19 protein-coding genes are annotated in these 19,066 nt (G+C 68.2%); 6 read left to right on the top strand and 13 right to left on the bottom strand.

What is annotated here, in order from left to right:
• Positions 1 to 60: 60 nt before the first annotated feature.
• The 4 genes from G328_RS0106740 to iolB are packed head-to-tail and all read left to right on the top strand — an operon-like array spanning position 61 to position 3,839.
• The gene (locus tag G328_RS0106740; RefSeq protein WP_019618582.1) at positions 61 to 945 is read left to right on the top strand and encodes a transketolase; all 885 of its coding nucleotides are present in this window, start codon (positions 61 to 63) and stop codon (positions 943 to 945) included.
• Positions 945 to 1,880 carry a transketolase family protein gene (locus G328_RS0106735; protein ID WP_019618581.1) on the top strand — a complete coding sequence of 312 codons (936 nt, stop codon included), beginning with the start codon at positions 945 to 947 and terminating at the stop codon, positions 1,878 to 1,880. Before G328_RS0106740 ends, G328_RS0106735 begins: the two co-directional genes overlap by 1 nt.
• 2 nt (positions 1,881 to 1,882) lie before the next feature.
• The gene (locus tag G328_RS14555) at positions 1,883 to 2,908 is read left to right on the top strand and encodes a 1-phosphofructokinase family hexose kinase (RefSeq protein ID WP_019618580.1); all 1,026 of its coding nucleotides are present in this window, start codon (positions 1,883 to 1,885) and stop codon (positions 2,906 to 2,908) included.
• Between the two features lie 31 nt (positions 2,909 to 2,939).
• Positions 2,940 to 3,839 (top strand): 5-deoxy-glucuronate isomerase, encoded by a 900-nt coding sequence (gene iolB, locus G328_RS0106725; protein WP_019618579.1) that lies wholly within the window; start codon positions 2,940 to 2,942, stop codon positions 3,837 to 3,839.
• Positions 3,840 to 3,904: 65 nt separating this feature from the next.
• Here iolB and G328_RS0106720 read toward each other — a convergent pair whose 3' ends face one another.
• The 12 genes from G328_RS0106720 to G328_RS0106665 form a co-directional block, all read right to left on the bottom strand.
• On the bottom strand, positions 3,905 to 4,750 hold the full coding sequence (locus G328_RS0106720) for a sugar phosphate isomerase/epimerase family protein (RefSeq protein WP_019618578.1): 846 nt from the start codon (positions 4,748 to 4,750) through the stop codon (positions 3,905 to 3,907).
• The gene (iolG, locus tag G328_RS0106715; RefSeq protein ID WP_019618577.1) at positions 4,747 to 5,766 is read right to left on the bottom strand and encodes an inositol 2-dehydrogenase; all 1,020 of its coding nucleotides are present in this window, start codon (positions 5,764 to 5,766) and stop codon (positions 4,747 to 4,749) included. The genes G328_RS0106720 and iolG overlap by 4 nt, the downstream gene beginning before the upstream one ends.
• A gap of 24 nt (positions 5,767 to 5,790) precedes the next feature.
• Entirely contained in the window at positions 5,791 to 6,801 is a 1,011-nt protein-coding gene (locus G328_RS14550) for a Gfo/Idh/MocA family protein (protein WP_019618576.1), read from the bottom strand.
• 1 nt (position 6,802) lies between these two features.
• Positions 6,803 to 7,690, bottom strand: a complete 888-nt coding sequence (locus G328_RS0106705; RefSeq protein WP_019618575.1) for a sugar phosphate isomerase/epimerase family protein — start codon at positions 7,688 to 7,690, stop codon at positions 6,803 to 6,805.
• Complete coding sequence (locus tag G328_RS0106700) at positions 7,687 to 8,880, bottom strand: Gfo/Idh/MocA family protein (RefSeq protein WP_019618574.1); 1,194 nt, start codon at positions 8,878 to 8,880, stop codon at positions 7,687 to 7,689. The genes G328_RS0106705 and G328_RS0106700 overlap by 4 nt, the downstream gene beginning before the upstream one ends.
• Positions 8,881 to 9,108: 228 nt before the next feature.
• Positions 9,109 to 9,960 carry an SDR family oxidoreductase gene (locus G328_RS0106695; protein WP_019618573.1) on the bottom strand — a complete coding sequence of 284 codons (852 nt, stop codon included), beginning with the start codon at positions 9,958 to 9,960 and terminating at the stop codon, positions 9,109 to 9,111.
• 97 nt (positions 9,961 to 10,057) lie between these two features.
• The gene (locus G328_RS14545; protein WP_019618572.1) at positions 10,058 to 10,423 is read right to left on the bottom strand and encodes a hypothetical protein; all 366 of its coding nucleotides are present in this window, start codon (positions 10,421 to 10,423) and stop codon (positions 10,058 to 10,060) included.
• A 37-nt stretch (positions 10,424 to 10,460) separates the two neighbouring features.
• Positions 10,461 to 11,585 (bottom strand): TRAP transporter substrate-binding protein DctP, encoded by a 1,125-nt coding sequence (dctP, locus tag G328_RS0106685; RefSeq protein ID WP_019618571.1) that lies wholly within the window; start codon positions 11,583 to 11,585, stop codon positions 10,461 to 10,463.
• 88 nt (positions 11,586 to 11,673) lie between these two features.
• Entirely contained in the window at positions 11,674 to 12,576 is a 903-nt protein-coding gene (locus G328_RS0106680) for an NAD(P)-dependent oxidoreductase (RefSeq protein ID WP_040904966.1), read from the bottom strand.
• 39 nt (positions 12,577 to 12,615) lie between these two features.
• Positions 12,616 to 13,047: a carboxymuconolactone decarboxylase family protein gene (locus G328_RS0106675; protein ID WP_026339705.1), complete on the bottom strand. Its 432-nt coding sequence runs from the start codon at positions 13,045 to 13,047 to the stop codon at positions 12,616 to 12,618.
• 41 nt (positions 13,048 to 13,088) lie between these two features.
• Positions 13,089 to 14,498 carry a TRAP transporter large permease gene (locus G328_RS0106670; RefSeq protein WP_019618568.1) on the bottom strand — a complete coding sequence of 470 codons (1,410 nt, stop codon included), beginning with the start codon at positions 14,496 to 14,498 and terminating at the stop codon, positions 13,089 to 13,091.
• Positions 14,495 to 15,130 (bottom strand): TRAP transporter small permease, encoded by a 636-nt coding sequence (locus tag G328_RS0106665; RefSeq protein WP_110463800.1) that lies wholly within the window; start codon positions 15,128 to 15,130, stop codon positions 14,495 to 14,497. The genes G328_RS0106670 and G328_RS0106665 overlap by 4 nt, the downstream gene beginning before the upstream one ends.
• A 250-nt stretch (positions 15,131 to 15,380) precedes the next feature.
• Between G328_RS0106665 and G328_RS0106660 the strand changes: the two genes are divergently transcribed.
• Together G328_RS0106660 and G328_RS0106655 are read left to right on the top strand one after the other, a co-directional pair.
• Positions 15,381 to 16,436 carry a helix-turn-helix domain-containing protein gene (locus G328_RS0106660; RefSeq protein WP_083919573.1) on the top strand — a complete coding sequence of 352 codons (1,056 nt, stop codon included), beginning with the start codon at positions 15,381 to 15,383 and terminating at the stop codon, positions 16,434 to 16,436.
• A 91-nt stretch (positions 16,437 to 16,527) separates the two neighbouring features.
• On the top strand, positions 16,528 to 17,598 hold the full coding sequence (locus tag G328_RS0106655) for a 2,3-butanediol dehydrogenase (protein ID WP_019618565.1): 1,071 nt from the start codon (positions 16,528 to 16,530) through the stop codon (positions 17,596 to 17,598).
• A 19-nt stretch (positions 17,599 to 17,617) separates the two neighbouring features.
• Here the strand turns inward: G328_RS0106655 and G328_RS0106650 are convergent, their stop codons facing one another.
• The gene (locus G328_RS0106650; protein WP_019618564.1) at positions 17,618 to 18,868 is read right to left on the bottom strand and encodes an Nramp family divalent metal transporter; all 1,251 of its coding nucleotides are present in this window, start codon (positions 18,866 to 18,868) and stop codon (positions 17,618 to 17,620) included.
• Between the last annotated feature and the right edge of the window lie 198 nt (positions 18,869 to 19,066).

Below are 19,066 nucleotides of genomic sequence, written 5' to 3'. Positions count from 1 at the left end.
GGACTAGCTGTTCGATGCGTGATAGAAATGACCTAGCTGTTGCCAACCAAAGGAGTCGCAATGCCCGATACCTCCACCCGACCATCCCGCGAAGAGCTCGCGGCCCTGTCCCGACAGGCTCGCTGGTCGATCATCGACACCGTCACCGCGAGCAAGGCGGGCCACATTGGCGGCCCCCTGTCGGCCACCGACCTGCTCATCTCGCTCTACTTCGCGAAGCTCAACGTCGACCCCGCCGACCCGCAGAACCCCGACCGCGACCGGTTCATCCTCTCGAAGGGGCACTCGGCCATCGGCCTCTACTCGGTGCTCGCGCTGCGCGGCTACTTCCCCCGCGAAGAGCTCGCGACGTTCGACCACGGCGACTCGCGCCTGCAGGGGCACCCCGACATGCTCGTCACGCCGGGCATCGACGCCTCCTCGGGCTCGCTCGGCCAGGGCCTCGCGGCCGGTGCCGGCATGGCGCTCGGCGCGAAGCGCCTCGGCAAGGACTTCCACACCTGGGTCATGGTCGGCGACGGCGAGCTCGAGGAGGGCATGATCTGGGAGACGGTGCTGTCGGCCTCGCGGTTCGGGCTCGATAACCTCACGCTCATCATCGATCTCAACGGCCTCCAGCAGTACGGCTGGCCCGCGGCCGAGACCGACCGCTTCGATCGCAGCGAGCCGGTCGGCCACGTCGACCTCGAGCGCGTGTTCACCGGCTTCGGCTGGAACGCGGTGTCGATCGACGGACACGACTTCGACGAGATTCTCACGACCTTCGACGACGTGACGGCGAAGCGCGGCTCGGCCGGCAAGCCCACGGTGATCATTGCGAACACCACGAAGGGCAAGGGCATCTCCTTCACCGAAGGAACCTACAAGTGGCACAACGGCGTTGCGAGCCCCGAACAGCTCGCGACCGCGCGCGGCGAGCTCATCGGTGCGGAAGGGAACAACTAATGAAGGCACAACGACTGGTCTGGGGCGAAACGCTCGCCGACCTCGCAGCATCCGACGACCGCGTGATCGTGCTCGACGGTGACCTCGCCACCTCGACGCGCGCCGACATCGTCGCCGAGAAGGTGCCGAACGCGTTCATCGAGGTCGGCATCGCCGAACAGAACCTCGTGGGCATGGCGTTCGGGCTCTCGACGGTCGGCTACCGCCCCTGGCTCTCGACGTTCGGGGTGTTCCTCACCCACCGAGCACTCGACCAGATTCGCATGCACGTCTCGCAGACGAAGGCGCCCGTGCGCATCGCCGGTGCATACAGCGGCCTGCTCAACGGGTCGAGCGGCAAGACGCACCAGGACATCGAAGACCTCGCGATCATGCGCGCGATGCCGAACATGACGGTGCTCGCGCCCGCCGACGAGTTCGAGGCCGAGGCGATCTTCCGCTGGGCAGCAGAGTGGGATGGCCCGCTCTACGTGCGCGTCGCGCGCGACGCGGTCGAGCCGGTGTTCGACGAGGGCTACGAGTTCTCGCTCGGCACGCCGCGCCTCATCGCCAACGGCACCGACGTCACGCTCATCTCGACCGGCGTGCAGACCTCGCGCGTGCGGGAGACCGTGCGCCTCCTCGCCGAGCAAGGCGTGAGCGCGAAGCTCATTCACCTGCCGACGCTGAAGCCCCTCGACGTCGACGCGCTCCTCGACCTCATCGGCGACGCCGACGAGGTCATCACGGTCGAGGAGCACTCCCGCATCGGTGGCCTCGGCGGGCTCATCGCCGAGGTGCTCGCCGAGCGCGGCACGACCCGCGTGCAGCGCATCGGCCTCGAAGACCGCTGGTCGGAATCCGCCCCGAACGACTTCCTCCTCGACAAGTACGGCCTCTCGCCCGAACGCGTCGCCGAGGCCGTCCTCGCCACCCAACGCGCAACCGTGGAGTAACCATGACCGCCGTAACCGCAGCCGCAACCGCAGCTGGAACGCACGCACCGGGCGGGGATCCGCTCCGCGCCCGGGTCGTCACGCTCACGCCGTCGCCGGCGATCGATCGCGTGTACATGATCGACGCGATGCGCACCGAAACCGTGAACCGCGCCCGGCACGTGCGCTCGTTCCTCGCGGGCAAGGGCGTCAACGTTGCGCGGAACCTCCGCAACGCTGGCGCCCGCACGGCGGCGGTGACGACGCTCTCCGAGACCGATCGCCACCTCGCGGTCGAGGCGGGGCTCTACCGCATCGTCGCCGCGAACCAACCGGCACGGGTGAACACCGTCGTGATCGCCGACGACGGCGCGACCACGAACTTCAACGAGGCGCCGCGCCCGCTCTCCCACGCGGAGTGGGCGCGCCTCGGCGACGAAACGATCGCCGCCCTGCGCGAGCTCGACGCCGACTGGCTCGTCGTGGCCGGAAGCATCCCGCGGCGCGCCGAGGACGGCGCCGCGCTCTCGCCCGCGAGCCTCATCGCCCGCGCCCGCGCGCTCGGTGCCCGCATCACGCTCGACTCGGGCGGCGCGGCGATCGCGGAGTGGCTCGACGCCGGGTACTCCCCCGACCTCGTAAAGCCGAACGTGCTCGAGCTCGCCGACGCGACCGGGCGCGAGCTCGTCACGGTCGGCGACGCGGTCGACGCGGCGCGCGACCTCGTCGCGCGCGGCGCCCGGGCCGTGCTCGCGAGCCTCGGTGCCGCCGGCGCCGTGCTCGTGACGCAGCACGACGTCGCGTGGGCCGACTCCCCGCGCGTCGAGGTCGTGAACACGACCGGCGCGGGCGACGCCGCGCTCGCCGGATTCCTCGCCGACAGCCGCCGCGACGGCACCGGTTCGAGCCCCGTCCGGGCGCTCCGCCGCGCGGTCGCCTGGGGCGCGCAGACCGTGAGCACGGTCGACGCCGTCGCGACCACGTTCCCCATTCCGAACGGCGTTCGCGTCGGCACTCCACCGCTCGACCTGCGCCTTGACGCGCACTAGTACCGAACATCCACGCACGAAAGGCATTTGCATGACCTCCAGCACCCCAGAATGGTTCCACCGCAAGGGCGACCTCGCGAGCGGCCCGTGGGAGACCGTCATCGACGACTCGCTCGAGAGCTGGGAGCACACCGGCCTGCGCGTCGCCGACCTCGACGGCGAGACCGCCGAGCTCCCCGCCGGCGACATCGAGCGCATCATCGTGCCGCTCGCCGGCTCGTTCAGCGTGACCTACACCGAGCCCGACGCCGCCGCCGTCACGCAGGAGCTCGCCGGCCGCGCGACCGTCTTCTCGGGCCCGACCGACGTGCTGTTCCTCGGCGCCGGCACCGCCGCGACCCTCACGGGTAACGGCCGCGTCGCCGTCACCGAGGCGCCCACCGAGCAGCGCGCCGCGGCCCGTTACGTGCCCGCCTCCGACACCGAGATCGAGCTGCGCGGCAACGGCGTCACCTCGCGTGAGGTGCACAGCTTCGGGATGCCCGCGGCGCTGCCCGAGGCCGCGAAGCTGCTCGTGTGCGAAGTCATCACGCCCGCCGGCAACTGGTCGTCGTACCCGCCGCACAAGCACGACACCGACCGTCCCGGCGAAGAGGCGATCCTCGAGGAGATCTACTACTTCGAGGCGGCCCGCGACACCGAGACCCCGCGCGACGCCGACGCGATCGGCCTGTTCCACACGTATCCCGGCGCCGAGGGCGACGACCCGATCGACGAGGTCGTGCGCTCGGGCGACGTCGCCACGGTCGCGCGTGGTTACCACGGCCCGGCCGCCGCCGCGCCCGGCTACCACCTCTACTACCTCAACGTCATGGCCGGCCCCGGCACGGCCCGCACCTGGATCGTCGCGAACGACCCCGCCCACGAGTGGGTGCGCAGCGATCTCGAGTCGCAGCCGCTCGACTCGCGACTGCCGCTCGGCAAGAACTAGCCACGCACGACGAAGCCGGGGCGCGTATCCGAATTGGATACGCGCCCCGGCTTCGTTCTGACGATCTAGAAGGCCGTGAGCGCCGTCGCGCGGGCGTGGCGCAGCCCGTCGGCGAGGTCGCGAGCCCGGTGCTCGTTCGAGAGAACCTCGACGCCCCACGGCCCGTCGAAGCCGAGCTCGCGCATCGTGCGCACAAAGCCGGCGACGTCCTGCACCCCGTCGCCGACGTAGCGGCGGTTGTCGCGCGTGTCTTCGAACAGGGTGCCGCGCACCTCGGCGTCGGTATCGCTGAGTTCGACGCCGAAGATGAGGTCGCGGTCGAGGCAGTCGCGCAGTTCGGCGAACGATGTGCCGGGTCGGAACACGTGCCACGAGTCGACGACGAGCCCGACGTTCGTGCGGTCGACCGCGCGCACGAGCTCGGCGCCTTGCGGAATGGTCGCGATCAGGCCGAAGGGGAACGGCTCGAGCGCGAGTCGGATGCCCGCGGCCCGCGCCTCGTCGGCGAGGGCGCGCAGCGGCTCGACGAAGGGCGCGACCTCGGGCAGCGGCTCCCCCATACCGGGGCCGAGCTTGATGAACGCCGCGCCGAGGGCCGTCGCCGCCTCGACCAGCAGCTCCCAGGTCGGGCGCCACGAGCCGTCGGGCAGCCACCAGTCCGAGAGCAGCTCGACCTCGACGTGCGTGAGCCCGGCCTCGTCGATCGCCGCGCGCACGGCCTCGAAGCCGATCGTGTCGCGGGCCTCGCGCAGGTCGTCTTGGCCGAAGCCGAGGCCGGCCCATCCGGTCGCCGCTGCGGCGCGCACGCGCTCGAGGATCGGAATCGGGCTCAGCTCGTTATCGAGCGGCGCAGCTGTGCCCGCGCTCGTCCAGCAGGTTGCGACGAGCGCGGGGGCCTCGTTTTCGCTCATGCGCGGAGGTCCACCGCGACCGAGACACCCTCGGCGGCCGAGCGCACGGCGGCGTCGGCGAGCACGAGCGCGGCCCGCCCGTCGTCGAAGCCCGGCGCGTTCGCCATGCCGCCGCGAATCCACTCGGCGAACGCCTCGAGTTCGAGGCGGTACGCGTCGGCGTAGCGCTCGAGGAAGAAGTTGCGGTACGGCGCGAGCCCCTCGACGCTCGTGCCGGTGAAGGCACGCACGTTCGTCACGGGGATGTTGCTCACCTGCAGCAGACCGCCGGCGCCGAACGCCTCGATGCGCTGGTCGTAGCCGTACGAGCTGTGACGCGAGTTCGTGATGGTGATGAGCTCGTCGTTCGCGCCGCGGAGCGTCACGACGACCGCGTCGTAGTCGCCCGCCGCGGCAATCGCCGAGTCGAACTGGCGGGCGCCGCGCGCCGTCACCTCGACGATGTCGGGCACGAAGAACCGCGCCATGTCAAAGTCGTGAATCGTCATGTCGCGGAAGATGCCGCCCGAGACGGCGACGTACTCGGCGGCCGGCGGCTCGGGGTCGCGGCTCGTGATCGCGAGCTGCTCGAGCGCGCCAATCTCGCCCGCGGCGACCCGCCGGCGCAGCTCGGCGAAGTGCGGGTCGAAGCGGCGGTTGAAGCCGATCTGCACGGGCGTCGAGGTGGCCTCGGCCTTCGCCCGCAGCGCGTCGACGCGCGCGATGTCGAGGTCGATCGGCTTTTCGCAGAGCACCGGCACGCCCGCGTCGATCGACGCCTCGATGAGGCCGACGTGCGTCGGTGTCGGGGCGGCGATGATGACGCCGTCGACCGAGCCCGACGAGATCACCTCGAGCGGGTCGGCCGTCACGTTCGGCACGCCGTAGGCCTCGGCGGTGCGGGTCGCGCCGTCGATGAACGGGTCGGCGACCCAGTCGAGGCTGACGCCGGGAAGCGCCGCGACGCTCGCGGCGTGCACCTGGCCGATGCGCCCGGTGCCGATGAGGCCGATACGGAGGGTGGGGTTCGACGTCATGTCGGGTCTTTCTCTAAGAGGGAGCTACGAGAGGTGAATCCGTTCGCCGGTGCGCAGCGACTCGGCCGCGGCGTCGGCGATCTGAATGGCTTGGATGCCCGCGCGCGGCGGCGTGAGATTCTCGCCGCGACCGGCGACGAGGTCGATGAAGGCACGCATTTCGGCGCGGAACGCCGGTGCGAAGCGGTCGGCATAGTCGTCGTACGGATGCGGCACGCCGGGCTGCCCGGGCTCCGCCGAGACCATGGGGTTTCGGTCGTCGAGGCCCGCGGCGTACGAGGCGGTCGTGCCGAACAGCTCGAGCCGCACGTCTTGCCCCGCGCCGTTGTGGCGCATCCCCGTGACCGTCGCGATCGCGCCCGATTCGAGCTCGAGCACCGCGAGCGCCGTGTCGACGTCGTCGTACTCCGCGTGCGCGGGCTCGTCGAGCACCGTGCCGCTCGCTTGCACGGCGACGACGCGCTCCCCCGTCACCCAGGGAATCGTGTCGAAGTCGTGCACGAGCATGTCGTGCCAGATGCCGCCCGACACCGGAATGTAGTGGGCCGGCAGCGGGTAGTGGTCGTGCCCGGTCGCGGTGACGACGCGCAGCGCGCCGAGCTCACCCGCCGCGACGAGCCGGCGCAGCTCCTGGTGCGCCGGGTCGTAGCGGCGGTGGAAGGCGACCATCGTCTCGGCGCCCGTGCCCTCGAGCTCGTCGGCGAGGGCCTCGAGTTCGGTCACCTTGAGCGCGAGCGGCTTCTCGACGAGGGCCGTGACGCCCGCCTTCGCCGCGTCGAGGGCCATGGCCGGATGCGTCGCGCTCGTCGTTGCGACGACCGCGCCGTCGAGGGTCGGGAGCTCTTCCTCCCAGCCCTCCCCGATCACGAGGCGGGTCGAGCCGAGGTCGGTCGCCGCCGCGATCTCGTCGCGGCGCGTCTCGAGTCGGCCGCGGTCGCGGCCGATGAGCACGAGCTCCGAGACCTCGTCGAGCGCGACGAGGTTGCGGGCGTGCATCGTGCCGATGCGCCCGAGTCCCGCGATGCCGATGCGCATGTCAGCCCTCGATCTCTGCGAGGCAGCCCTGCAGGAACTCGTAACTCGCGCGCGCGTCCTCGATGGGGCCCTCGCCCTCGGCGGGCTCGCCGTGCACGACCTTGTCTTGTTCGAGCACGAACCAGCCCGTGTATCCGGCCCCGAGCAGGCTCGCGACGATCGCGCGCACGTCGACGTCGCCCTGCCCGAGCGGGCGGTAGAGGCCGTCGGCGTTGATCTCGTCGAAGTACGTCGAGGCGCCCGACTTCACGCGCTCCATGCCGTCGATCGCGACGTCCTTGAGATGCGTGTGCGCGATGCGCGAGGCGTACTTGCGGGCGAACTCGACGGGGTCGGTGCCGCCGATCATGAGGTGCCCCGTGTCGAAGCAGAACAGCGTCGACGAGCCCTGCACGACGCGCTCGACCTCGTCGTCGGTCTCGACGACGGTGCCGACATGGGGGTGGATCGCGGCGGTCACGCCACGGGATGCGGCGAGCTCGCGAATCGCGTCGAGGTTGCGGAACAGCGTCGGCCACTGTGCGTCGGTGAGCGGCTCGCGCACGTCGTCGTAGCCGTCCTTGCCCGTCACTGCGGCGACGACGAGCACGTCGGCGCCCGTCGCGGCGTAGTCGTCGAGCTCGCGGGCGATGCGCGGCAGCGGGTCGACGGCCTCGTCGTGGAGCACGACGGGCACGAAGCTGCCGACGGCGGTCATGCCGTGCTTCGCGAGCTCGGCCGCCTTGTCGGCGGGTGCCGGCGGGAGGAAGCCGTCGGGCCCGAGTTCGGTCGCGGTGAACCCGATCGAGCCCATTTCGGCGAGCACCCGCTCGGGTGCGAACTGGTAGCCCCAGTCGGCGACTTCGCTGACTCCCCAGCTGATCGGTGCGGTGGCAATACGTGCGGTCATCGGATGTTCCCCGTGTGTCCTTCGACGATGGGCGTCGAGACCCAGGCACCGGATTCGGCCGACGCCTCTGCTGCGGTGAGCACCTGCGCCGAGGCAAGTGCGTCGTGAATGTTCGAGTTCTCGGCGCCCTGGCCGAGGATCGCCTCGATGAACTTCTTGCCCTCGATCACCTTGAGGTCGTCGTAGCCCATCGGCGTGCCCGAGCTCGGCTGGAACCGTGAGAACTCGGGGAACGTGTCGTCAGCGATGAGGCGCGTGTAGCCGAGGCCCTCGCCCGGCCGGCGCACCGCGAGCTCGAGCTCGTTGAGCCGCTCGAAGTCCCAGCGCAGCGAGCCCTTCGTGCCGAACACCTCGATGGCGTACTCGGCCTTGGGTCCGACCGCAAGCCACGAGGCGTCGAGCACGCCGAGCGCACCCTTCGCGACGGCGCTGTCGTCGAAGCGCAGCAGCATGTTCGCGTAGTCCTCGTTCTCGACAGGGAGGGTCTTGCCCTCATCGGGGCTGCCGGGCACGCCGGGGCGCTCGGTGATGTAAGTGCCGGTCGTCGCCGTGATCTCCGAGACCGGGCCGAGCAGGAAGTGCACGAGGTCGACGAGGTGGCCCATGAGGTCGCCGAGTACGCCCGAGCCGCTCAGCTCGCGCACGAAGCGCCAGGCGCGGGGCGACTGCGGGTCGGAGCTGAAGCCGCCGAAGAAGCGACCGCGCACGTTCGTGATCTCGCCGATCGTGCCGTCGGTGATGAGCTGGCGCGCGCGCTGGATCGCGGGCGGCTGGCGGTAGTTGAAGCCGATCGTCGAGACGACGCCCGCCTCGACCACGGCGTCGCGAATCGCGGCCGTCTCGTCGGCGCCGCGGCCGACGGGCTTCTCGAGCCAGACGTGCTTGCCGGCCTTTGCTGCCGCGATGCCGACCTCGGCGTGGAGGAAGTTCGGGGCGCACACCGAGACGACGTCGACCTCGGGGTCGTTGATGACCTCGTGGAAGTCGGCGACGGCGCGCTCAAACCCGAGCACGTCAGTCGCGTGCTTGCGGCCGGCCTCGGCCGTGTCGGCCGCGACGACGAGCCGCGGCGTCACCCCGAGCTCGGGATACACCTGCGGAATTCGCGTGTACGCGCGGCTGTGCAGCTGGCCCATCCAGCCAACGCTGACGAGGCCGACGCCGAGGCGACGTGTGGGGGTGGCGGTCATAGGCGCTTTCCTCTGATTTGGAGTCTGGTTTCGAGCGCCGGCATCCGCGCGCGACGCTGCGCTGACAATCTGTCTGGACCGGTCCAAAGTATCCGAGCGCGCTTCGTCGTGTCAATACGCAGGGGGCGCGGCCGGATGCCGTGGGCATACTTGCCCCGGGCATCCAACCGCGCCCCCTGCTTCCGACGAGAGCTGCGCTCGACGGAACCTGCGTTCGCGAGTGCGCGACTACTTCCAGCCGCGCAGCACCTCGGCGAGCGGCGTGGTCTCGCGGCCGATCAGTCGCGTGAAGTCGGCCGAGTCACCCTCGAGCGCGCCCTTCGCCATGTCGGCGTACATGCCGGCGACGAACTGGGCCGTGCCCTCGTCGACGCCGAAGCCGCGCAGCTGCTCGGCCTGCTCCTCCTGCGAAATCGCCCGGTACTCCACCGGCGCGCCAAGCACCTCGGATGCGGCGGCCGCGAAGTCGGCGAAGGTCCACGCATCCGAGCCAGCGAGCTCGTACGTCTTGCCCTCGTGCCCAGTTTCGGTGAGCACGGCCGCGGCGGCCTCGGCGTAGTCGCGGCGGGCCGCCGTCGCGAGCACACCGTCGCCCGCGGCGTTCGTGATGACGCCGCTGCGGCCGGCCGCGAAGTCGTCGCCGTGGTTCTCGGTGTACCAGCCGTTGCGCAGCAGCGTGGCGGGGATGCCCGACTCGGCGATGAGCTGCTCGGTGCCGCGGTGCTCCTCAGCGAGCGCGAGCGGCGACGAGTCGGCGTGCAGCAGCGAGGTGTACGCGAGGTGCGTCACGCCCGCGCGGCCCATCGCCTCGATCGCGGCGCGGTGCTGCGGGAGTCGCTGGCCGGGGATGTTCGTCGAGATGAGCAGCGCCTTGTCGACACCCTCGAGCGCCGGGTCGATGGTGGCCGGCTCATCGAGGTCGACGCGGGCCGTGCGCACGCCCCGCGACTCGAGGGCTGCGAGCCGTTCCTCGTTGCGGCCGAGCGCGACGATGTCGGTGGGAGTGAGGCCCCGGTCGAGCAGGGCATCGATGACGTGAGCACCAAGCTCACCCGTGGCTCCGAAAATGGCAATGGTCATACGAAATCTCCTTCAAGAACGCGCTTCGTTCTGTCGTGAAGGGCAACCCAAATATCTGGGTTCGCATTCCAAGATCGCTGTCGGCGGAATTGCCGGGTCAGGAGCCCGCCGGTGCGCCCCGATGGTCGACGTCGCCGAGCATGGTCCACACGGCGCGGGAGAGGCTCGGATGCCGCTGGGCGATCTGTCGGAACAGGCGGGCATCGATCTCGTCGGCCGTCGCGCGGAGGTCGGCCGCTCCCGACTGCCGCGAGCGCGACGCGAGCCGCGCGAGCTGGTATTCGGCGTGCAGGTCCTCGTCTTCGAGCGCCTCGTCACGAAGCATGAGCACGGTCAGCTCGTCGATGTCGGGCTCTTCGGCGACGACGTGCGCCGGGTCCTCCCCCGCGCGCACGCGCCGTTCGATCGCGCTCTCGCGCTCAATCTTCGCGAGGGCGCGCAGCCTTGTGATCGGAGTACCCACGGACAAATCCTATGCCCGTGGGTCACTCCGTCAGCGACTACTGGTTGGCGAACTGGTCAACGCAGTCGAGCGTCGCGTCGTTGTACTCGGCGTCTTCGTGCTCGGCATACGCGGCCTTGTAGGCCTCGAGGAACGACGGGGCGTCGTCGAGCCCGTAGCCCTCGGCGATCTCCTGCCAAGCTGACTCGGCCGAATCGCCGACCTCGTCCTGCCATGCCTCGGTCGAGTCGGCATCCCACGCGTCGAACGAATCAACGTCGGGCGAGTCGAGCATTTCCTGGCACTGGTTCGCCGCGGAGTCATTGAACGCCACGATCGCCTCGCCGCCGTTGAACTCGGCAGTGACCTCGTCGACGACCTGCTTCAGGTCGTCGGGCAGGCTGTCGTAGGCGCTCGCCGAGAACCACATACCGAACGTCGAGTACTGCCCGATTCCCGGGTCGGTCCAGTACGGCAGCAGCTCCATGAGCCGGTAGTTCACCGGGAAGTCGATCGCGCCCGCGGCAGAGTCAATGACGCCTCGCTCGACCGCCTCGTAGCTCTCGCTCGCGGTGATCGCGTTGATGTTGATGCCCGCGTCCTGCAGCACCGCCTGAATCACGGGACCGGATGCGCGCGCCTGCAGCCCCGCGAGGTCGGCGACGGTGTTCACCTCGGTTTTCGTGCCCACGATGAGGCGACCGACCGGCCAGGCCGAGACGTAGTGCAGCCCCGTCGACTCCATGCTCGCAATCGCGGTGTCGTTCGTCGTGTGCAGGTCGTAGAGGGCCGCCGTGACTGCCTGCGAGTTTTGGTTGATGAAGGGGATTCCGACCACGCTGAGCGTCGGGAAATACTGCGGGGTGTAGTCGGGAATGGTGACGCCAATGTCAGCTCGGCCGTCGCGCAGACATTCGACAACCTCGGGCGCGGCGCAGATAGCTTCCGCCGTCGTGCGCTCGATCGAGATGCGCCCATCGCTCGCCTCCTCGATGCGGTCGAGATACCAGTCCTGAGCGGCGGCGTTCGGGGTGCCCGCGGTCGCGGCAGTCGCGAGCGTGAACGTGAATTCCGCGCCCGAGTCGTCAGCGACACCGGAGCATCCTGCGAGCAAGAGCGAACCGATCACGCCGGCCGCGAGAGCGGTCGCGCGCAGCGGGTTTCGTGTGCGTGTGTGGGACATGTGGGGTTCCTTTCGGGGTGGCGAAGCGCACGACGAATCACCGGTGATTCACCGTGGTCTCAGCGAGAGGGAAGGGGTGGTGGATGTGCTACTGGAGATTCCAGAACTTGTACGCCTCGGTGTGGTCGACGTTTCCGAGCTCGGTGAGCGCGCCGTCGAGCGCGGCGACGACCGCGCTGCAGACGGGTGCCGCATGCGACACCGATGCCTGTAGGTCCTCGGCGATCTTGACGTCCTTCGTCATGAGCGGGAGCGAGAATCCCGAAGCGAACTGCTCGTCGACGATGTGTGGGCCGAGCACGTTCAGCGTCACGAAGCTCTGCCCCGTCGAGGTGTTGAAAATGTCGACCATGGTGCGCCGGTCGAGTCCGAATCGTTCGCCAGAGATGAGCGCCTCGCTCGCGGCGGTGTAGGCGGCCGCGGCGACGAAGTTGTTCAGTGCCTTCATCGCGTGTCCGGTGCCGAGCTTGCCGGTTCGGTAAATGCGCTCGCTCATCGATTCGATGACCGGGATAGCGCGCTGTACCGCCGCCTCGTAATCCCCGCCGAGCATGATCGATAGCGTGCCCGAGATCGCACGTTCCCGCGCTCCCGATACCGGGGCATCGACGAGGTGCACGTCGCTCTGCGCGAGGATCCGGCCGGTTTCGACGGTGTCGTTCGGATTCGACGAGCTCATGTCAACGACGACCGTGCCCGGGCGCAGTGGCAGCGCGATTCGTGCATCGTCGCCGTCGCCGGTGACGAGCAGGCTCCGCACAATCTGACTGGTCGGCAGCATGAGCACGATCACATCGCACGCTGCGAGATCCTCGGCGCTGCCGAGCGGCGTCGCGCCGAGGCGAGTCGCGAGGGCTTGCGCACGTTCGTTGTCGACGTCGTAGAGCCGCAGGTCAAAGCCGGCCTTCGCGATATTGCTCGACATCGGTTCGCCCATCGTTCCGATGCCAACGAAACCGACGGTCTGGGTGGATGTGGTTGCGGACGTCATGGTCGCCGTCTCCTGTCGTGTCTCAATCATGGGTTGTCGTCACCGCGCCGAAGGTGCCGGCGTGGTGGACGCTTCCGCATCGATTTCAAAGCTGATGCCGCGCTCGGTGAGGATCTCCTCGAATGCCCGGATGCCCTCGACCGCTCCTGGGATTCCGATGTAGAGAATCGAGTGCACGATGAGCTCTCGAATCTCGAGCGGGCTCACGCCGTTCGCGAGTGCACCACGAATGTGGATGCGAATTTCGTGGGACTTGCCCTGGGCGAGCAGCATCGCGAGCGTGATCTTGCTGCGGTCGCGCTTGTTGAGGCCGTCGCGCTGCCAAATGTCACCGAAACAGACGCGCGTGACGTACTCCTGGATTTTGTCGTTGACGTCGGTCGTGTGCTCGACCTGGTCTTCGGCGCCCTCGCTGCCGAACATTGTTCGGCGTTGGGCGAGTCCTCGCTCGTAGAGCTCATCTCGTTGCATGTGGGGTCCTTTCGGTGGGGTCTGATCGGCTCGAGGTCGCGCTAGCCCGCGCTGCTCGCAACGAGCCCGGGAAGGAAGAGGGTGATCTGCGGCACGAGGAACAGCAGCACGACCACACCAAGGTCGATGAAGAAGAGCGGCGTGATTCCGCGAAAGACGGTCTCGCTCGGCACGCCGGAGGTTCCGGCGACGACGAACACGTTGATTCCGACCGGCGGCGTCACCATGCCGATCTCGATGAGCTTCACGATGAGAATCCCGAGCCAGATGCCGTCGAACCCGAGCTCGGTCGCGATCGGGAACAGAATCGGCACCGTAATCACGAGAATCGACAGCGATTCGAGCACCATGCCGAGCGGGATGAGGCAGAACAGCAGCAGTGCCATGGTGAGCATGGCGGGGAGTTGCAGCCCCGTTACCGCCGCGGTAATCGTGTCGGGCACCCTCGCCGCAATGAAGAACGTCGAGAGGATTCCCGATCCGACGATGATCATGAACACCATCGCGGTCGTCGAGCCCGTGTCCTGCAGCGCGCCCTTGAGCGCACCCCAGATGTGTTTTCCGCCCTTGCGTCGGTTCTCAAGAATGAGGATGACGAGCGCTGCGAGAGCGCCAATTGCCGCCGATTCGGTCGAGGTGAATAGCCCCGAGTACATCCCGCCGAGCACGATTGCGAAGAGGATCACGACGCGCACCGCGCCACGCCAGGGCAGTTTGCGCCAGGGAGTTGCCGGGGCTTGCGGCTCCGGCTTCTCGGCGAGCGCGGTTGCGTGGCGAGGCTCGCGTGCGGCCTTGGCGTCGTGGTGCGCCGCCGTGGCGACCGCCTCGAGACTCACGTCGGCCGTAACGAGCCGCTTGCCCATGAGCATGATGTAGATCGTGTAGGCGATTGCCGACAGCAAGCCGGGAATGATACCGGCAGCGAGCATCTGCCCCACCGACTGCTGCGTGAGGATCGCGTAGAGCACGAGGAACGTGCTCGGCGGAATCATGACACCGAGGGTGCCTGCGACCGCGACAAGTGCGGAGGCGAAGTGCGCGGGATACCCGTGCCGACGCATCTCGCCGACCGCGAGTTTCGACATGGTCGCGGCGGTACCAATGCTCGAGCCCGACACGGCCGAGAATCCTGCGCAGGCCATCACGGTGGCGACGCCGAGCCCACCGGGCGCGTTGCGAGCGACCCGGCTCGCGATCGCGAATACCTGCTCGGCAAGGTTCGCGCGTACGGCGAACATCCCCATCAGGATGAACATCGGGATGATCGTGAGGCTAAAGCTCGCTGTGTCCGAGAACGGCGTCGAGCCAAGCACGTTGGTGGTGTACCCGAAACCGTGCAGAAGGAGGAGTCCGACGGCGCCCGAGACTCCGAGCGAGACTGCGACGGGTGCCTTCACCGCGAGAAGCAGCAGCAGCACGACGAGCGTGACGATGACGGCGATGGAGATCATGCGCGAACCTCGCTTCGTGGGTTCCGGGATGTGGCGGTGGGCTGCGCATCCGATGTCGAGTCGGTGTCATTCAGCACTGCGTCGTCCAACACCGTGTCTTCGAGTACCGCGTTCAGCTGCTCGCGGGCGAGCTCGACGTCATCTTGCGCGCCGAGGGTCTCACGACCGGCGATGACGCGAATGACATTGAGCAGCGCGACCGTGAAAAACACCACCAGCCCGACGACAATCACCCACCGCATCGGCCAGATCGGCCAGCGGATGAGGCCGAATCGCTCCTCGCCTCGTTGCGTCGCGTCGAGCGCTCGAACAATCGAGGCCCAGCTCATCCAAGCGAGAAAGAGCGAGGTGACTGCCCACGCGAACAGCGCGCAGGCACGAGCCGCTGCCGCGCCAAGGCGGTCGGTCACGAGCGAGACCGCGACGTGCTCGCCTCGAACCGCGGCGAGGGGCAGCCCGAAAAAGATCGAGATGACGAGGCACGATTCCGCGATCTCGAGCATGCCAGGCACACTCGCCTTCGTCAGATAGCGCACGACGACGTCGAGAGTGATGGCGAACATCAGCACGACGAGGCTGAGGGCGGCGATCACCCCCATCCCCCGGCTCAGTGCGACGATCAACCGTTGCATTGTGGTTCGCCACCTTCCTTGGTCTGCGACGCGGCTGCGACAGTGCACCCGCGCACCGGCGAACGATCCGACCGCTCACGTCTTCTTCGACGCTCGTCGCGTTTCCGGTGTGTTTCGAGTATTGCGAATCCATGCGGCACCGAGTTGACCCGTGCCGCACTCCCGGTTGGCCAGACGCGCACGGCGGTGACCGGCCGGTAGTAGCCTGGCAGGGTCGTCCTTTGATTCATCGACGCATCAGGAGACACCGATGACGAGCCCTTCCCCGTCTCTCGAAACCACGAGAGCCGAATCCCACCGCCACCCGGTTGACGCGGTCGTGAACGAGTTCACGCCGCCGGCCGTGCCTGGCGGCGCGATTCGTCAGCGAGCGGCCGTGCACTCGTTTGCGCAGTGGAAGCAGGTCGTGAGCAAGCAGTTCATTCAGCTGCACCTGCGCACCGACGTCACGGAGTTCGAGGGGCTGCTCGAGCGAATCTGGATCGAGGACATGTGCGCGACGTACATGGAGGCGGATCGGCACAGCGTTCACCGACTCGAGTCGGACACCGGCCCCGACGACCCGCACCTGCTCAAGCTGTCGCTGCTGATCGAGGGCGAGTGTGACGTCACGCAGGGCGCAAATCGCTCGCATCTCATGCCGGGTGACGTCACTGTGTATGACACCGGTCGCCCGTACTCCCTCGAGTACTCCGGGCCGATGCGCACGTTCGTGCTCGTGTTTCCCACGCGCCTCATCGGCATCTCGACGCGTCTCCTCGACGGCGCGACGGCGCTCCGGCTGCGCGGTGATGAGGGCATCGGCAAGGTCATCAGCCCGTTCATGCAACACATCGCCGAAAACCTCTCGATGCTCACGGATCACAGCGGCGTGCGGGTGATGCACAGCGCCCTCGCACTCATCTCCACGCTGCTGTCGACCGAGCTTGCCGCACACACCGGTGACCAGCCCGACGGCTACCGCGCGGACATGGCGAAGTTCCGCGAGTACATCGAGGCACACCTCGGCGACCCCGACCTCAGCAGCGAATCGGTTGCCGCCGCGCACTTTCTTTCGACGCGCTACCTGCAGCACCTCTTTAGTGAAGAGGGCACCACGGTGTCGGATTTCATTCGGTCACGTCGACTCGAACGATGCCGCCAGGCGCTCCTCGACCCCGCGCAGCGTTCGTTGAGCATCCTGAACATCGCCCAGCAGTGGGGGTTCATTGACGCGGCACACTTCAGCCGCACGTTCAAGACCGCGTTTGGGGTGAGCCCGAGCGTGTACCGTCGCGCGCATCAGGGCGCCGCGAGCCGCGCCTGACCCAAACTACGATCTCCCACACCCGTCGCTCAGACCGCCTTCCTAGGGTGGGCAGTGACCGGCATCGCCCGGCACCGACGAAGGAGGAGTCATGCGCGCAGTTCGCTATTACGGCAAGGAAGACGTCCGCATCGAAGAGGTCGAAACGCCAGAGGTTCGCCCCGGCACGGTGAAGATCGCCCTCGCCTTTAATGGCATCTGCGGCAGCGACCTGCACCTGTACCACGACGGGCCGATTCCGCCCGCGCCGAGCACGACCGAACCGCATCCGCTCTCAGGCGAGACCCTGCCCGTCGTCTTCGGCCACGAGTTCTCGGGGGTCGTCGAGGAGCTCGGCGAGGGTGTCGAGGGGTTGCAGGTGGGCGACCACGTGGCGGTCGAGCCGCTCATGGTCGACGGCACCTGCACCGCCTGCAAGGCCGGCAAGTACAACCTCTGCGAGCAGATGGGCTTCATCGGCATCTCGGGTCGCGGCGGCGGGCTCGCCGAGTACATCGTCGTGGAGGAGCGCTGGGTGCACCCCGTCGGTGACATGCCGCTCGACCACGCGGCCCTCATTGAGCCGCTCGCGGTCACGGTGCACGCCGTGCGGCACGCGGGTGTCGGTGAGAAGGATGCGGGCAACGTCGCGGTGGTCGGCGGGGCGGGCCCGATCGGTCTGCTCGCCGCGGCCGTGCTGCGCGCCTATGGACTGAAGACGATCGTGAGCGAAATGTCGGAGGTGCGCCGGTCGCTCGCGCGCGAGACCGGCGTCGCCGACGTCGTGGTCGATCCCGCGAACGAGGACCTTCTCGAGGTGGTGCGCCACGAGACCCACGGCGCGATGGCGGCGTACGCGTTCGATGCTGCGGGTGTCGCGCCGGTCGTCGCGCAGCTGCTCGACACCCTCGGCGCGGGCGGACGCCTCGAGGTCATCGCGATTCACACGAAGCCGGTCGAGCTCGACATCACGGGCAAGCTCACGATGCAAGACCGCGTGATCGGCTCAGCGGTCGGCTACGCGAACGACCACGCCGAGGCGATCCGGCTCGTGAACGAGGGGCTCGTGAACGTTGCGCCCTTCATTACGAGCCGGATCAAGGCCGACGACATCGTGGCCGAGGGCTACGAGAAGCTCCTCGACGACCGCAGCGAGGTGAAGATTCTCGTCTCGATGAGTTGATGCGGCGGGCCGGGGCCCGCTAGCCCCAGAGCGAAACGGCGAGCCGAATCGACAGCGCCAGCACCGCGGCGATGCCGAGCACCCCGAACAGGTTCTGCCACCAGGTGTTCGTCATCTCGTGCATGAGGCTCCGGCGGTTCGCCATGATCACGATGATGATCGCGAGAATCGGCGCGATGAACACCGTGAGGGCCTGCGCGATCACGATGAGCTGCACCGGCGAGCTCTGGAAGACGAGCGTGATCCCGACACCCCAGGCGAGAATCACGCCGGCCGCAATGCGGGCGACGGAGGTACTTGCGCTTGCGCCGCGGCCGAACGCGTCGGAGAGCAGCGTGCCGCCAGCCATCGCGTTGGTGATCATCGACGAGAACGCGGCGCCGAAGAAGCCGAGGGCGAAGACGAACCCACCGATGGGGCCGGCGAGCGGCTCGAACACCTTCGCGAGACCCGCGATCGAGTCGGCCCCCTCACCCGTCTGGCCGAGCACCGACGATGCCACGATGATGACGAGCGCCGTCATGATTCCGGGCGCAACGATGCCAGGGATCGTGTCGACGAGCGTGATGTCGCGGTAGTCGGCCTCGGTGCGGCTGCGTTCCTTGGTGCCATACGCGGTGAAGAACGCCGCATTAATCGACAGGTTCGTGCCGACGAGGGCGACGATGAGCAGCCACGATCCGTCGGGCGCGTTCGGCAGGAGCCCAGCCCCCGCCGCGGCCCAATCGGGATTTGCGACGAAGGCACTGACGACGAAGCAGACGGCCATGAGCGCGACGATGCCGATCAAGACGCGTTCGATGACCTTGTAGACCGACCGCAACATGAGCAGCGCGGCCACGAGCACGCTCACGATCACGGTCCACATCACCGGTGAGGTGTTCGGCACGAGCATCGAGAGTCCGAGCCCCGACCCGACGGCGTTGCCGACCGAGAAGCACAGGCAGATGAGAAACACGCCGACACCCGCAAGGACGCCGACCACGCCGCCGAGGTGATCCTTGATCGACGAGATGAGCGAGACCGGCGATTTGATGCCGAGTCGCACCGACATGTCGGTGATAAAAATCATCAGGATGGTCGACACCGCGATCACCCAGATCAGCGTGTACTGATACGCGCTGCCAGCTTGCACCGCCGTCGTAAGGTTTCCGGGCCCGAATTGCCAGGCACCAGCGACGAACGCGGGCCCCATGAGTGCGAGCGTGCGCCACACGCCGCGGCGCTGGTGTTCGGTGTGAATCATCGTGTCGACCGCCTGCGTGCTCATGCGCCCGTACCCCGTTCCCGGAGTCTGCGTTCGCCGCAAAGATTGTTTCGAGTTCGCCATGTCAGCATCCTCATTTCTGCATCGGCGTCATTGCCGACGCGTCGCCATTGACGCAAATAAGTGGGGTGGCGACCGAGCTTGCGGGAGCTCGCTCCCAGTGTGTCGGATGCGGGGAGCGGTCGCCAACTCCCCGCATCC

Origin of the sequence: [Zimmermannella] faecalis ATCC 13722, assembly GCF_000381765.1 — a bacterium.
Lineage (GTDB): Bacteria > Actinomycetota > Actinomycetes > Actinomycetales > Microbacteriaceae > Gulosibacter > Gulosibacter faecalis.
This window is presented reverse-complemented; position numbering and strand designations above follow the sequence as displayed.

Coding starts and splice junctions, on each gene's coding strand:
- G328_RS0106675 (WP_026339705.1), bottom strand. CDS start 13,047: ATGCAACGAGATGAGCTCTACGAGCGAGGACTCGCCCAACGCCGAACA.
- iolG (WP_019618577.1), bottom strand. CDS start 5,766: ATGACGTCGAACCCCACCCTCCGTATCGGCCTCATCGGCACCGGGCGC.
- G328_RS0106680 (WP_040904966.1), bottom strand. CDS start 12,576: ATGACGTCCGCAACCACATCCACCCAGACCGTCGGTTTCGTTGGCATC.
- G328_RS0106695 (WP_019618573.1), bottom strand. CDS start 9,960: ATGACCATTGCCATTTTCGGAGCCACGGGTGAGCTTGGTGCTCACGTC.
- G328_RS0106720 (WP_019618578.1), bottom strand. CDS start 4,750: ATGAGCGAAAACGAGGCCCCCGCGCTCGTCGCAACCTGCTGGACGAGC.
- dctP (WP_019618571.1), bottom strand. CDS start 11,585: ATGTCCCACACACGCACACGAAACCCGCTGCGCGCGACCGCTCTCGCG.
- G328_RS0106700 (WP_019618574.1), bottom strand. CDS start 8,880: ATGACCGCCACCCCCACACGTCGCCTCGGCGTCGGCCTCGTCAGCGTT.
- G328_RS0106735 (WP_019618581.1), top strand. CDS start 945: ATGAAGGCACAACGACTGGTCTGGGGCGAAACGCTCGCCGACCTCGCA.
- G328_RS0106660 (WP_083919573.1), top strand. CDS start 15,381: ATGACGAGCCCTTCCCCGTCTCTCGAAACCACGAGAGCCGAATCCCAC.
- G328_RS14550 (WP_019618576.1), bottom strand. CDS start 6,801: ATGCGCATCGGCATCGCGGGACTCGGGCGCATCGGCACGATGCACGCC.
- G328_RS14555 (WP_019618580.1), top strand. CDS start 1,883: ATGACCGCCGTAACCGCAGCCGCAACCGCAGCTGGAACGCACGCACCG.
- G328_RS0106705 (WP_019618575.1), bottom strand. CDS start 7,690: ATGACCGCACGTATTGCCACCGCACCGATCAGCTGGGGAGTCAGCGAA.
- G328_RS0106665 (WP_110463800.1), bottom strand. CDS start 15,130: ATGCAACGGTTGATCGTCGCACTGAGCCGGGGGATGGGGGTGATCGCC.
- G328_RS0106650 (WP_019618564.1), bottom strand. CDS start 18,868: ATGAGCACGCAGGCGGTCGACACGATGATTCACACCGAACACCAGCGC.
- G328_RS0106655 (WP_019618565.1), top strand. CDS start 16,528: ATGCGCGCAGTTCGCTATTACGGCAAGGAAGACGTCCGCATCGAAGAG.
- G328_RS0106670 (WP_019618568.1), bottom strand. CDS start 14,498: ATGATCTCCATCGCCGTCATCGTCACGCTCGTCGTGCTGCTGCTGCTT.
- G328_RS0106740 (WP_019618582.1), top strand. CDS start 61: ATGCCCGATACCTCCACCCGACCATCCCGCGAAGAGCTCGCGGCCCTG.
- iolB (WP_019618579.1), top strand. CDS start 2,940: ATGACCTCCAGCACCCCAGAATGGTTCCACCGCAAGGGCGACCTCGCG.